Genomic DNA, 14688 nt, shown 5'->3' on the forward strand with positions numbered 1-14688 from the left:
GGGCGCGAGCATAAGATGTGAGTATAGATCGGCAGCGAAGGAGGAAAGGTGCCTGATGTTAACCGGTATTCATGTGGTATGCGTCGGGGGCGATGCGAGAATGCTTGAAGTCATTCAGCAGCTCTCCGAATGGGATGCTACGGTCACATTAATCGGTTTTGACAATTTACAGCGGCAATTCGGTGGGGTTTCCCGGGCTGATTGGACCGCAGAGGCAGTACAAGGAGCAAACGCGGTTATCTTGCCGGTGGTTGGTACGGACGATGCGGGACGGATCAGCACTGTCTTCTCTACGCAGGAACTATACTGGGAGGATGCTATTTCATCGCAAATTCCTAAAGAAGCCACTGTGTTTACCGGTATGGCCAAAAGCTTTCTGAAACATTCGTGCACGAAACACGGGCTCCGCCTGGTGGAACTTCTCGACAGGGATGATGTTGCTATATATAATTCGATTCCCACGGCTGAAGGTGCGGTTATGATGGCGATTCAGAACACCGACATCACGATTCACGGGTCCCAATGTATGGTGTTGGGTCTTGGACGAACCGGCTTCACGTTAGCGAGAACACTTCAGGGTCTGGGAGCTAAAGTCAAAGTAGGCGTGCGGAAGGATGAACATTATGCGCGTGCTGTGGAGATGGGTTTCGAGCCTTTTTATACAAAAGATTTGCTGAATCAAGTCTCCAATGTCGACTTGCTTTTTAATACGATACCGAATATGATAGTCACAGCGCAAATCATAGTCAATCTCCCACACCGTGCCGTGATTATCGACTTGGCTTCAGCCCCCGGCGGAACGGATTTCCGTTACGCTGAAAGGCGCGGAGTGAAGGCCATGTTGGCCCCCGGACTGCCGGGGATCGTCGCTCCTAAGACGGCCGGTCGTATTCTAGCGAACTGCTTAAGCCAGTTGATATTGGAAGATTCACTAGAGCGGGGGAATGCGCAATGAATTGGCAAGGGAAGACGGTTGGCTATGCGCTGTCGGGATCACATTGTACGTTTGCGGAAGTGATGCCGCAAATCCAGAGGTTTATAGATGCCGGCGCCAAGGTGGTGCCGATTGTTTCACAGACAATTCTTACTACGGATACTCGTTTCGGCACCTCGGAAAATTGGCAAAAACAGTTGAAAGATATAACAGGGAATGATATTATTTCTACAATCGTAGACGCGGAGCCGCTAGGGCCTTCCAAATTATTGGATGTTATGGTGATTGCCCCTTGTACCGGCAATACGACAAGCAAGCTGGCGAACGCTATGACGGACGGACCGGTATTGATGGCGGCCAAAGCCCAAATGAGAAATCAACGGCCACTTGTCCTTGCTATTTCCACGAATGACGGCTTGGGGCTGAATGCAGCGAATATAGCTAAGCTGCTGGTAACCAAGAATATTTATTTTGTACCATATGGCCAGGATGCGCCCAAGGCGAAACCGAATTCCCTTGTCGCACGCATGGATCTTATCATGGAGACATGTGAGGCGGCATTGGAAGGTAAACAGCTTCAGCCTTTGCTAGTGGAACGTTTTAACTCCTAACAGTGCTATTGCATACCACATATACATCCGAGAGAGCTTCTAACGAAGCTTTTCTTGATATATCGGGAAGTAATGCGCTTGTGTAGTAAGGTAGATTTATGTTAAGACGAATGAATAGTAGGTTCATATTAATTTATTTCAGCAACAGGTACTGTGGGAGAGCAAATACTTAGATTATGGGAAGACCGGAAGTTCCTAATTGGAAGTGAATTCCGGTCGACCGCTATCATGCTTCAAGAGTTACCTAAAGTCAGTCAGCAATGCACCAGCAACAGGTATGGGGGAAATGGAATGCGTATTTTAGTGCAGAAGTTCGGCGGCACCTCGTTATCCACACCGGAAGCGAGGGAGCATGCCATCGGACATATCAGGCATGCACTTGACCAGGGATATAAACTGGTTGTAGTCGTATCCGCAATGGGGCGTAAAGGAGAACCCTATGCGACGGATACACTTTTGGACTGGGTCCGCTCGAACGGGAACAGGCTGCCGGTTAGAGAAAGAGATATGTTGCTCTGCTGTGGAGAAATGATTTCTGCAGCCACCTTATGCAGCTTGTTGAACGATCTCGCAATCCCGTCAGTCGCTTTTACCGGAGCCCAGGCGGGTATTCTTACGAATGCCCAATATGGAAACGCTCATATTTTATCAATTAATCCTTCCAGAATTATCGAACAGTTGGAAGAGGATAAAGTCGTGGTCGTTACCGGATTTCAAGGAATTACAGAGGACGGCGACTTTACTACATTAGGCCGGGGCGGCAGCGATACGTCAGCTACAGCTTTAGGAGCAGCTCTGAAAGCTGAAATGGTAGATATTTTCACTGATGTAAACGGTATTTTGACGGCAGACCCCCGCGTAGTGGAAGATGCTCGGCCGCTTGAAGTTGTCACCTATGCTGAAATATGCAATATGGCATACAACGGAGCAAAAGTAATACATCCCCGGGCTGTGGAAGTGGCGATGCAGGCCCAAATTCCAATCCGCGTGCGGTCCACTTTTTCACAGGACGAAGGAACTCTGGTTACATCGCAGGATATTCTCAAGCACAGCGAGAAAATCCAAGACCGTTTCGTCACCGGGATTGCCCATGTTTCCAATGTAACGCAAATCCAGGTACTGGCCGACGGCAATCACCGTGATTTGCAGCTTAACGTTTTTAAAGCTATGGCGGAGAACCATATCAGTGTGGATTTCATCAACGTAAACCCTATGGGTGTTGTGTATACAGTATTCGATTATGATGCGGAGCAGGCCATGAAAGTGTTGAGGGCTATGGACTATGAGCCTTCCTTCCTTGAGAATTGCGCCAAAGTATCAGTCATCGGTGGAGGAATGAACGGGGTACCGGGTATTATGGCACGTATTGTAGAAGCACTGACTGAAGAGGAAATTCAAATTCTTCAATCCGCAGATTCCAATACAACGATCTGGGTACTGGTCCAGAACAGCGACATGGTCAAAGCGATTAGAGCATTGCATGCCAAGTTTCATTTGCATAAGTAGTCTATTTGATAGGAGAGGTTGTTACGATGGAATTCGGAAGACTGATTACGGCTATGGTCACTCCCTTCGACCAGGATCTGCAAATTGATTGGGCGGCAGCCGGTAAGCTGATTGATTATCTGATTGATGAACAGAAAACGGATAGTATTATCGTAAGCGGAACTACAGGCGAGTCGCCTACGCTATCCGAAGACGAGAAACTGCATCTGTTTGAGTTTTCTGTCAAGCACGCTGCCGGCCGTTGTAAAGTGATTGCAGGAACAGGCAGCAACGATACGTCCCACACGATCAGTTTAACCCAAAAAGCGGAAGCTCTAGGGGTGGACGGTATTCTCTTGGTTACGCCGTATTACAATAAGCCTAGTCAAGAAGGGCTGTATCAGCATTATAAAGCTGTGGCGGCGTCTACATCCCTGCCAATCATGTTATATAATGTCCCAGGGCGTACAGGGGTAAATCTGCTGCCTGAAACAACAGCGCGCTTATCCAGCATTCCGAATATTACATCTACCAAAGAAGCGATCGGAGATTTGGACCAAATCACGAAGCTGCTTACGATTGTAGATCAAGATTTCATCGTATACTGCGGTGATGACAGCCTGACTCTTCCTATGATGAGCATCGGGGCACACGGAATTGTGAGTGTCGCGAGCCACGTGGTGGGAAGCTCCATGAAAGAAATGATGGAAGCCCACCTTAGCGGAGATACCGGCACTGCAGCCAAACTCCACCGTCAACTGCTTCCCGTTTTCAAAGGTTTGTTCGAATTCCCGAGCCCCGCGCCGGTGAAGTGTGCACTTAAGCTCAAGGGCTTGGAAACAGGTGGCGTAAGACTTCCTTTACTGTCAGCAAACGAACAGCAGGAAGCGTTCATTGCATCCTTATTTTAAACGATCATTCTTGGTGCTACCTGCATCCGGATATCGTGCGACCGATGTTTGCTTGGGCCTCCTGGCTCAGGTCGGCATCGGTTTTTGTTTTTTGGATACAATAGTGCTTACTTGCATTGACTTGTGTTTTGGGTTTTCCATCATGTATAATGGGGTCAAGTGACTTGGGTACGGTACATTTTGGAATGTTTAATATCAATTAGGGACGTTTTGAATACGTTTAGGAGGTTAAGATTCAGTTGTCAAAGAAGAATAATGCTGATAAATTATCCATTTTCGCATTGGGCGGCGTAGGCGAAATTGGTAAGAACATGTATTGCATTCAATATGCAAACGATATCGTCGTTGTAGATTCCGGTTTGAAATTCCCCGAAGAGGACATGCTCGGTGTGGATATTGTAATTCCTGACATTTCCTACTTAACAGAGAATAGAGATAAGGTTAAAGGCATCATCATCACCCATGGACACGAAGACCACATCGGAGGACTGCCTTATGTCCTCAAACAGTTAAATGTACCCGTTTACGGCACGAAATTGACCCTTGGACTTATCGAAAGCAAATTAAAAGAAGCGAATCTTCTGGGGGAAACGAAGCGTATTTTGATTAACGCAGACTCAGAAATTCAACTGGGTGTCCTGCGTGCTACATTCTTCAGAACGAATCACAGCATTCCGGATTCAGTAGGCGTTGCGCTGGATACCCCTGAAGGAGTTGTCGTACACACTGGAGACTTTAAATTCGATCAGACTCCTGTGAACGATCAGTATGCTGACCTGCATCGTATGGCTGAAATCGGCAGCAAAGGCGTTCTTGCCCTGCTATCGGACAGTACAAATGCAGAACGGCCGGGCTTTACCCCTTCTGAGAAAAGTGTCGGGGAAGAACTTGAAGAGATATTCCGTAAATCTAAACAACGCGTAGTAGTAGCTACTTTTGCTTCCAACGTGCACAGAATCCAACAGGTTATCGATGCTGCGGTTGTTACAAACCGAAAGATGACTGTAATCGGGCGCAGTATGGTTAATGTCGTTAATATTGCAAGCGAGCTTGGATATTTGCATATACCGGACGGGATGTTGATTGAGCCGGAAGAAGTGAATAAGATGGCTGCTGACCGTGTTGTTATCTTATCGACAGGCAGCCAGGGAGAGCCGATGTCAGCGCTGACAAGAATGGCCCGTTCCACACACAGGAAAGTCGATATCCTTCCTGGTGACACGGTAATCATTGCAGCCACTCCAATTCCTGGCAACGAGAAGTATGTAGGACGCACAGTGGACGAGCTTATGCGTTTGGGTGCCAACGTGATTTACGGACCTGGTTCCGTCTCGGGTGTACACGTTTCCGGTCACGGCAGCCAAGAGGAGTTAAAGCTCATGCTCACGCTGATGAAGCCAAAATATTTCATTCCGATTCACGGGGAGTATAGAATGCTTAGGCATCATGGACTTCTTGCTGAAACAATCGGTGTCGAGAAAGAGAATATATTCCTTGTAGACAATGGGGATATTGTGGAAATTCAGAACGGAAGTGCACGTAAATCCGGGAAAGTCCAAGCAGGCAATGTACTGATAGACGGACTTGGTGTCGGAGATGTAGGAAATATCGTTTTGCGTGACCGCAAGTTGCTGTCGCAGGATGGAATTTTGGTTGTTGTCGTTACACTTAGCAAGCAGGAAGGGAACATTTTGTCCGGTCCGGATATCATTTCCCGCGGCTTCGTTTATGTTCGTGAATCCGAAGGCTTGCTGGATGAAGCGAACAAGATTGTGACGAACACTTTGAACCGTCTGATGAGCGATAACGTCAATGAATGGGCTTCCCTGAAAACCCATGTGAAAGAAGCGCTTGGAAGGTTCCTGTACGAACAAACCCGCAGAAGACCGATGATCCTGCCGATCATCATGGAAGTATAATTAGATACCGTTACAGTCACTTAGAAGAGCCTCTCCTCCATGGAGAGGTTTTTTGCATTGAATAGCCTCTATTCAAAGCTCGTCCAACCTTGGAATAATATCTAATCGATAACCCATACTATGGGAGATTAGGCAACTACAAGGAGGAACTTCATATGACTTACAATAATCCGCGCAGCCCGATAACGACCAGAAATGCCGCCCCCCTTCCCGGTACAGCTCCGGGTGCGCCGCAAAACCCGAACCCGAACCAGCCTCCGGCACCCGGTGTGAATCCGGCACCGTACCGCACGGAACAACCGGGACCAGGTATGGAAGAACGCAGAAGCAACCCCGTTTTGGAGAATATACAGCACCTGGGACAGACTACGGTTCCTTCAGGAGAATCCAATATTTTCTGCATGACCATTATCGGGCAGATTGAGGGACATATCGTTCTGCCCCCGCAGAATAAAACCACCAAATATGAACATTTGATCCCTCAGTTGGTGGCTGCAGAACAAAGTTCGAAAGTGGAAGGAATCCTGATTATTTTGAATACGGTCGGGGGAGATGTGGAAGCAGGCCTTGCCATAGCAGAGATGATCGCGACATTGTCTAAACCAACGGTAACTTTGGTGCTGGGGGGAGGTCACAGCATAGGCGTGCCGATCGCTGTTTCTTCGAATTACTCTATTATTGCCGAAACCGCAACGATGACAATTCATCCGATCCGTCTTAACGGCCTTGTGATCGGCGTACCGCAAACATTTGAGTATTTGGATAAAATGCAGGAACGCGTCGTCCGTTTTGTAAAAGAGCATTCCAATGTTACAGAAGAGAAATTTAAAGAACTCATGTTCAAGACAGGTGAGTTGACACGAGATATCGGAACGACCGTAATCGGCGCGGATGCGGTGAAGCACGGTCTCATCGATGCTATTGGAGGGATAGGCGACGCGCTGAAAAAGTTGAATCAGCTCATTGGAGAATACCGCCAAGTACGCAGTAATGGAGGGGTAGCACATTGACTTATTATACACCGATGCCGCTGGAAGTCGTATTTGCCGGTTTTACCGATGAAATGGCGCCCTATGAAGAGCTGACGTTTCAGGGCCGGTTACTGCTTGTCGAACGTATGGATGCCATGCGTGTAAGGGTTGTAAGGCTTGTAAACTGTGCATCGATGGAGGATTATCTTGATCCGAAATTTTCACCGGGACAAGTGATCCATTATACACCCGTAATGATGGTTTAAACCTAGATCATAGGAACCCCAGGCAAGTTATGGTATAATAGGGACTCGGGGGTGTCCAAGTTTTGGCTAAGAAGAATAAGAAGAAGAAGTCGAAAGCCCTTACCTCAACGCTGAAATTTGAAGTATACGGCATTCTGATTATCACGCTTTCCGTGATTTCCCTATCAGGGGAAGCTACTGTTGGAAAAGCCTTTATGAAGCTGTTTCGTTTCGTCCTGGGCGATTCGTATTTTGTGCTGCCTGTTGTATTTATTTATGTTGGATTGTTTGTGATGTGGAACCGGAAATGGCCCCGCGGCTGGACACTTCGCAAAACAGGCCTGTTGGTAGCTCTTCTTGCTTTTGCTATACATACGCATATCGCGATGATTGACAGCAAATTTGCTCCGGCCGGAATCTTGACATCAGGCGCCATTATGGATACTACGCAACGGGAGCTTATGAACGGACTGATTAAGGGCCCTCCTGCAGGAACAATATCAGCTTCAAACGAGTACGGAGGCGGATATGTCGGCGGGATCGGGTATGCCTTGTTGTTTTTTCTTTTTGGCTATACCGGATCCAAACTGATGGTTTATACTATGTTCGTGATCGGTTTTATGCTGATAACCGGAATCTCATATGTTGATCTGGCGCAAGCCGCACGAGGCAAAGGGAAACATGTGCTCGGCCGTCTGGATAAGAAGATAGTGGCTATGCTTAAGAACCTGCAGCAGAAGAAGAAAGTGCAGCAGCCAGCTAAAACTGCCATACCGGATGAGGATCCTTACCTTCCTATAGACGATGAGTTTGATGAAGAAATGTACAAGCCGGTTAAACCTAAGAAGAGGCCGCTGTTCTTTCAGCTTCTGCAGAAGGAACCGAAGTCTCAACAATCGGAGATGGATGATCTGGAAGAGGACGAGATGGATGGCAAAGGCCTCAGAACAGTACCGGCTCCGTACAATGACAATTCGTATGACGATGATGACGAGGCGCTGGATTCCAATTCAGTACCTGCAGCCATCCAGGAGCAGCCTATACCGATTATCCGAAATTTTGAGGATCACTTGACACCGGGTGAGAAAGCAGAGTGGCAGGATGAACCTGAAGTTCTACCGCCAGCCGTATCTCCGATGGAAGCGGAAAACCCTGAGTTTGAGGGAGAAGACGGGTTGGCGGGCATGAGCTTTGCTCCGGAGCGTCCAGCCAAGAAGCCGTACCAGCTGCCCCCTTTTCACTTGTTGTCCAAGGGAGCAGCTTTCGGGAAGGGTGCGGATTCTTCCGATTACATGGGCACCGCAAGAAAACTCGAGGCGACACTGGAAAGCTTCGGTGTACGTGCGAAAGTTCTTGAAGTAGTAAAAGGGCCATCGGTAACGCGCTATGAAATCCAGCCGGACACCGGTGTGAAAGTAAGCCGTATCGTCAGTCTGACAGATGATATTGCTCTTGCGCTTGCCGCCAAGGATATAAGAATGGAGGCTCCAATTCCGGGCAAGTCCGCCATCGGTATTGAAGTTCCCAATTCCGAAGTATCTGTCGTTACGATGCGGGAAGTCATGGAGAGCGGAGCCTTCCAGGAAGCAGGCTCCAAGATGTCGATCACCTTGGGCCGTGATATCTCCGGGCAGCCCATTGTTGGCAATTTAGCCCGCATGCCCCATCTTCTTGTAGCGGGAGCAACCGGATCAGGGAAATCCGTTTGTATTAACGGGATCATTACGAGTATTTTATACAAGGCAAAGCCGGAAGAAGTCAAATTCCTGATGGTTGACCCCAAAATGGTCGAGCTCAATGTGTACAATGGTATCCCTCATTTGCTTGCTCCTGTCGTGACGGATCCGCGCAGAGCTTCCCTGGCACTCAAGAAAATCGTAGTAGAGATGGAGAAACGGTACGAGATGTTCTCCAAATCAGGAACAAGAAACATTGAAGGCTATAATGCGATGCTCGCTTCTAAGGGAAATATAGATCTGCTGCCGTATATTGTAGTTATTGTCGACGAGCTTGCAGACTTAATGATGGTTGCGGCAAATGATGTGGAGGATGCCATCTGCCGGCTGGCCCAAATGGCGCGTGCCGCGGGGATACATCTGATTATCGCTACACAGCGGCCGTCCGTCGATGTTATTACGGGTGTAATTAAAGCGAACATCCCTTCAAGAATTGCTTTCGGGGTATCTTCTCAGGTGGACTCACGTACCATTCTGGATATGGTAGGTGCCGAGAAGCTTCTTGGACGGGGGGATATGCTTTACCTTCCGATGGGAGCCTCTAAGCCGATCAGGGTACAAGGAGCATTCTTGTCCGATCAGGAAGTAGAAGCTGTTGTTAACTTCTGCCGCGATCAAGAACAGGCGGAGTATAACGAAGAACTTGTTCCCGAAGTGGAGGACAAACCGGAAGACGAAGGTGAGCCGCTGGATGAGTTGTTCGACCAGGCCGTCCAAATTATATTGGAGGCTAAGCAAGCTTCCGTTTCCCTTCTGCAGCGGAGGATGCGAATCGGCTATACCCGGGCAGCCAGGCTTATTGATACGATGGAAGCCAAAGGTGTAGTCGGCCCATACGAAGGCAGCAAACCCCGCGAGGTACTATTGAGCATGGAGCAATACGAACATAACCGAATGAGTTCATAAGCCGGAATAACCCCCTCTGCCAGAGGGGGTTTCTTTGTGCTGCAGTTCATGGTGCATAATCCCTTTCATTGCATCTCATACTAACTACAACTGGCTTAAGTAACATAACGAGAGGATGAAATAACATGATGCCAAAACGAGTGTTTTGGGTGGTTTTAGCGATTGTAGCTCTCCTTCTAGGGTTATATCGGATGAATACTCCAGGACATGTAACAGAAACCTTCAGCAAGTCCGTAATCAAGTACGGGGCTGCGGGCAAAGACGTCAGGGAATTACAATACCGGATGAAGCATTTAGGGTATTTTTTCGGGAAGGTCGACGGTCAGTTCGGTTACAGCACGCTGCAGTCGCTGAAATGGTTTCAAAGCGAATTCGGCATTAAGCCTGACGGTGTCGCGGGTGCTGAGACGAAACTAAAACTATACAATGCAACGAAAAATTATAAACCTACCGCTACCGATCTAGGCGTTGCCAATGGCGGGGCCGCAAGCGGTAATCAAGCCGGTAAAGGCGGCGGCGGTAATGCGGCAGGCAATAAAATGACACCATCTAATCATTTGGGCCTGTCCAGCAACGACATTCGAATTATGGCCAACGCTGTATACGGTGAAGCCAGAGGCGAGCCGTATGAAGGGCAGGTTGCGGTGGCTGCCGTGATCCTGAACAGGGTGAAATCAGCAAGCTTCCCTAACACTGCCGCTGCAGTCATTTATCAGCCGGGCGCCTTTACAGCCGTGGCAGACGGCCAAATCAATCTGGAGCCGAACGAAAGAGCGAAACGGGCCGTACAGGACGCCATTAACGGCTGGGACCCTTCAGGAGGCTGTTTATATTATTTTAATCCAGTGACAGCAACGTCCAAATGGATTTGGAGCCGCCCGCAAGTAAAGACGATAGGGAAACATGTTTTCTGTATGTAACCAAACGGAAAGATAAAGGGCTCGCGGCAAGAGCCTTTTATCTTTTCTTACTTTTTCTGTGAAAGAGCAGTCGAACACCCAAAAGTTGAACCTCATTGGCCGATGGTATAGAATAATGAAAAATGGAATAAAGTGACTTTAGACACATTAGGCCAGCATAGAAAGGATGTCGGAACATTTTGACTAACCAGGGATTTGAACGAACTACCGTAAACGGAATCCGGCTTCACGTCATGCCTACACAACGTTTTAAGACATTTGCCGTTTCTGTGTATATCGGCCATCCATTAACAGAAGAGAAAGTGACTGCGACGGCACTGGCCCCTTTCGTTCTAAGAAGAGGAACGGCTACTTACCCGGAAACACAACAGTTCCGCGAAAGGTTGGACGACCTCTATGGAGCGGGTTTCGGGTTTGATATTTATAAACGGGGCGATAATCAAATCGTCCAATTCCGTATGGATACGATACACGATCAATTCGTAAAGCAGCAGTCTTCATCCCTGTTAGCTGAATCGCTGCAATTTCTCGGAGAAGTGATTACGAATCCATTAGTGGAAGATGGAGCCTTCAGCAGGAAATATGTAGAAGCCGAAAAAAACACGCTTAAGAAGAAGCTGGAATCCATTGTTAACGATAAAATCCGCTACGCGGCGGAACGCAATATAGAAGAAATGTGCAAAGATGAGCCATACCGGCTGCACCCGCTTGGACGCATCGGTGACCTGCAGGGGATTACTCCGCAATCTTTGTACCAATCTTACATGGACTGGCTGAGAACATCTCCAATTGATGTATATGTGGTTGGTGACACTTCACTCGAAGCGGTCTCCGAATTAGTGCAGAAGCATTTTTCCGTAGAACGCGGGGATATTTATTCTTATGATGTGAAACCGGTCCAACGTGAGGCAGGAGAAGTCCGGACAATTGTGGAAAAGATGGACGTGAATCAAGGAAAGCTTAACATGGGTTTACGGGCCCGTACTAGTTATTCGGACGAGAACTATCCGGCAGCGTTGATGTACAACGGTATTCTTGGAGGGTATCCTCATTCGAAGCTGTTTGTTAATGTTCGGGAGAAAGAAAGCCTTGCTTACTATGCTGCCTCCAGGTTGGACGGTCATAAAGGTATTCTAACGATTCAGTCCGGTATAGAGATCGATAACTTTGAGAAAGCGACGGACATTATACGAAAGCAGCTGGACTCCATGGCCGCAGGGGACATTAGCGAGCTGGAGCTGTCCCAAACCAAAGCCATGCTTGGGAATTCACTGCGGGAGATGCTGGATTCCGCTTTTGAAATGATTTCGTTTGATTTCAGCAGTGTGCTCAGCGGCAAGGAACGTTCGGCTGGCGAGTTGATACAAAGGCTGGAGCAGGTCGGTGTGCCCGACATACAAGCTTTTGCTAAGCAGGTTAGCCTGGAGACTATCTATTTCCTGCGGGACCAGAAGGGAGAGTAACAAATGGAAGCGATCCGATACGACCAACTCAAAGAAACCATTTATTACGAAAAGCTGCCTAATGGGCTGCAGGTGTATGTTTTGCCTAAAGAGGGATTTCAAAAAACGTATGCTGCTTTCTCTACCAATTACGGTTCGGTTGATAATCATTTCCGGCTGCAGGGCAAAGAGGAGCAGCGCGTTCCGGACGGCATAGCCCATTTTCTTGAGCACAAAATGTTCGAGGAACCGGGGGGCGGTGACGTTTTCAATAAGTTCGCTTCCCATGGGGCATCGGCCAATGCGTTTACAAGTTTTGACCGTACCGTTTACCTGTTTTCGGCTACAGAGCATATCCAGGAGAACCTAAAAACATTAATCGATTTTGTTCAAAATCCTTATTTTACCAACGAGAATGTGGAGAAAGAAAAGGGGATTATCGGACAGGAAATCAAAATGTATCAGGATAATCCGGATTGGCGGGTTTACTTTGGGCTGATTGAAACGATGTATGCCAAGCATCCGGTTCATATTGACATTGCAGGTACCGTAGAATCTATTGCCGAGATCACGAAAGATACGCTGTACGATTGTTACCATACATTTTATCACCCGACGAATATGAACTTATTTGTTGTCGGAGGAGTGGATGCGAATGAGATCATGAAGCTCGTTCGCGACAACCAGGCAGCCAAAACGTTCGAACCGCAAGGTGAAATTGAGCGCATATTCGAGGAAGAGCCGGTACAGGTTAGAGATGCAAGAAAACAAATCACGCTTCCTGTATCGCTTCCTAAGTGCTTGTTCGGATTTAAAGAACCGGCTCCTGCCGAAAGAGGAGACGATCTGCTCCGCAAAGAGCTTGTAATGCGCCTCGCTTTGGATATACTGCTTGGACCGAGTTCCAGCCTGTATCAAAGTTTGTATGACGAGAATCTGATTTCCGACAGTTTTGGCAGCGAATATAATTGCAGCAAAGATTATGCTTTTACGGTGATTGGCGGGGATACACGTTCCCCGGAAGAACTGCTTTCTGCCATCAAAAAGGAGCTTACTCCGGCTATTGAGAATGGGGTTTCCCAGGAAGCGTTTGAACGGAGCCGCCGCAAAAAAATCGGAGCCTTTTTACGGATGATGAATTCCCCTGAATCCATTGCAAATGAATATACGAAATACCGGTTTAGAGATACGGATCTGTTTCAAATGCTGCCCCTGTATGAATCAATCACGCTTCAGGATGTGAATGAGGCGATTCGGAGGCACTTTGACTGGAATCAATTAGCTGTATCCCTGGTCACCAGCGAGAAACAGTGAAACCCTTATCGGAAATGACTGTGTTGATTACCGGGGGAAGCAGAGGGATCGGCGCTTCTATCGCCAAAAGGTTCGCCTCTGTCGGGATGAACGTGGTCATTCATTATTTACAGTCTCATGAATCCGCGAATGAAGTAGCCCGCAGCTGCCTGGAATACGGCGTGCGGGTCCTTACGATTTCCGCAGATCTGCGTTCGAAAGAACAGCTGCAGCGGATGAAGGAGAAGCTGGATACACACGGCTTATTACCGGATATTCTGGTTAATAATGCCGGGACTGCCCATTACAGCATGCTTTCGGATGTAACGGAAGAAGAATGGGATGAAGTCATGTCGATCAATTTGAAAGGCATGTTTCTTTGTACGCAGATGTTCATGCCGCATATGATATCCCAGCGTTATGGGCGGATTATCAACGTCTCGTCTATTTGGGGCATGTCCGGAGCGTCCTGTGAAGTGGTGTATTCAACTGCTAAAGGCGGAGTAAATGCTTTCACGAAGGCGTTGGCCAAGGAGCTTGCTCCCTCCGGAGTTACTGTAAATGCAGTCGCTCCGGGAGCGGTAGACACCGAGATGATCGGCCATCTGAACATGGAGGAACGGGATGCTCTGCAAAACGAGATTCCTGTAGGGCGTTTCGCCCAACCGGAGGAGATCGCATCTTTAGTATATTTTATAGCGCTACCCGAGTCCGGATATATTACCGGACAGGTCATATCTCCTAACGGGGGATGGATTACTTAAGTGCTGCAACTTTTTGCAGGCGGTTTACGTTGTATAATTGTCCTCTCTGATGCAAATATTACGAATGTTGAATACTACATGATGAACAGGGAGGACTTTGAATGTCTGTACTATCTAGCTTTGACGGTTGGAAGAAATTTTTAGGGGACCGCGTTGAGGCGGCTCATAAAGCAGGAATGAACGATGATACAATCGCAAACCTTGCTTATGAAATCGGTGAATTCCTGGACGAAAGAGTGGACCCTAAGAATGACGAACAACGCGTGCTGAAAGAGCTGTGGGATGTTGGAAATGAACAAGAACGCCACGTGATGGCCAAATTGATGGTTAAATTGGCTAAGCATAACCAATAAGCGGATTGCCTAAAAGTTAGGGGCCGCAAGATGAAGCATACGAAGCCTCCTGCCTCGAAGGGGGCTTTTGTGCTGAACGAAGCGGCCCTGATTCCGTCGTCTCCAATAAATCCCATGAAAGTGGATAATGCAGAATATTGTAGAATATGATACTTTAATTAAAGTAACCAATGCGTATTCATGGGATAGAGGAGCCAA

13 protein-coding genes are annotated in these 14688 nt (G+C 47.9%); all 13 read left to right on the plus strand.

The window, feature by feature from the left end:
• The first annotated feature begins 55 nt into the window (after nt 1–55).
• The 13 genes from dpsA to ACFSUF_RS11600 all read left to right on the plus strand — a co-directional run bounded on the left by dpsA (nt 56) and on the right by ACFSUF_RS11600 (nt 14490).
• On the plus strand, nt 56–955 hold the full coding sequence (dpsA, locus tag ACFSUF_RS11540; protein WP_377602949.1) for a dipicolinate synthase subunit DpsA: 900 nt from the start codon (nt 56–58) through the stop codon (nt 953–955).
• Nucleotides 952–1545 (plus strand): dipicolinate synthase subunit B, encoded by a 594-nt coding sequence (locus ACFSUF_RS11545; protein WP_377602951.1) that lies wholly within the window; start codon nt 952–954, stop codon nt 1543–1545. The genes dpsA and ACFSUF_RS11545 overlap by 4 nt, the downstream gene beginning before the upstream one ends.
• A 291-nt stretch (nt 1546–1836) precedes the next feature.
• Complete coding sequence (dapG, locus tag ACFSUF_RS11550) at nt 1837–3051, plus strand: aspartate kinase (protein ID WP_377602953.1); 1215 nt, start codon at nt 1837–1839, stop codon at nt 3049–3051.
• Nucleotides 3052–3077: 26 nt separating this feature from the next.
• The gene (gene dapA, locus ACFSUF_RS11555) at nt 3078–3941 is read left to right on the plus strand and encodes a 4-hydroxy-tetrahydrodipicolinate synthase (protein WP_377602954.1); all 864 of its coding nucleotides are present in this window, start codon (nt 3078–3080) and stop codon (nt 3939–3941) included.
• Between the two features lie 239 nt (nt 3942–4180).
• Nucleotides 4181–5860, plus strand: coding sequence for a ribonuclease J (locus ACFSUF_RS11560; RefSeq protein WP_377602956.1), 1680 nt, complete (start codon nt 4181–4183; stop codon nt 5858–5860).
• 311 nt (nt 5861–6171) lie between these two features.
• On the plus strand, nt 6172–6870 hold the full coding sequence (locus tag ACFSUF_RS11565; protein ID WP_377603162.1) for a ClpP family protease: 699 nt from the start codon (nt 6172–6174) through the stop codon (nt 6868–6870).
• Nucleotides 6867–7097: a YlzJ-like family protein gene (locus ACFSUF_RS11570; RefSeq protein ID WP_377602958.1), complete on the plus strand. Its 231-nt coding sequence runs from the start codon at nt 6867–6869 to the stop codon at nt 7095–7097. Before ACFSUF_RS11565 ends, ACFSUF_RS11570 begins: the two co-directional genes overlap by 4 nt.
• A 62-nt stretch (nt 7098–7159) precedes the next feature.
• Nucleotides 7160–9718, plus strand: coding sequence for an FtsK/SpoIIIE family DNA translocase (locus ACFSUF_RS11575; RefSeq protein WP_377602960.1), 2559 nt, complete (start codon nt 7160–7162; stop codon nt 9716–9718).
• 128 nt (nt 9719–9846) lie between these two features.
• Entirely contained in the window at nt 9847–10638 is a 792-nt protein-coding gene (sleB, locus tag ACFSUF_RS11580) for a spore cortex-lytic enzyme (protein ID WP_377603163.1), read from the plus strand.
• Between the two features lie 179 nt (nt 10639–10817).
• A complete protein-coding gene (yfmF, locus tag ACFSUF_RS11585) occupies nt 10818–12101 on the plus strand; it encodes an EF-P 5-aminopentanol modification-associated protein YfmF (RefSeq protein WP_377602962.1) in 1284 nt (427 codons plus the stop codon).
• Nucleotides 12102–12104: 3 nt separating this feature from the next.
• Nucleotides 12105–13394, plus strand: a complete 1290-nt coding sequence (gene yfmH, locus ACFSUF_RS11590; RefSeq protein WP_377602964.1) for an EF-P 5-aminopentanol modification-associated protein YfmH — start codon at nt 12105–12107, stop codon at nt 13392–13394.
• A gap of 14 nt (nt 13395–13408) precedes the next feature.
• A complete protein-coding gene (ymfI, locus tag ACFSUF_RS11595; protein WP_377603164.1) occupies nt 13409–14137 on the plus strand; it encodes an elongation factor P 5-aminopentanone reductase in 729 nt (242 codons plus the stop codon).
• Nucleotides 14138–14238: 101 nt separating this feature from the next.
• Entirely contained in the window at nt 14239–14490 is a 252-nt protein-coding gene (locus ACFSUF_RS11600) for a DUF3243 domain-containing protein (RefSeq protein WP_377602966.1), read from the plus strand.
• Nucleotides 14491–14688: the final 198 nt, after the last annotated feature.

The sequence above is a fragment of the Paenibacillus gansuensis genome (genome assembly GCF_042684925.1).
Taxonomy (GTDB): domain Bacteria; phylum Bacillota; class Bacilli; order Paenibacillales; family DY6; genus Paenibacillus_N; species Paenibacillus_N gansuensis.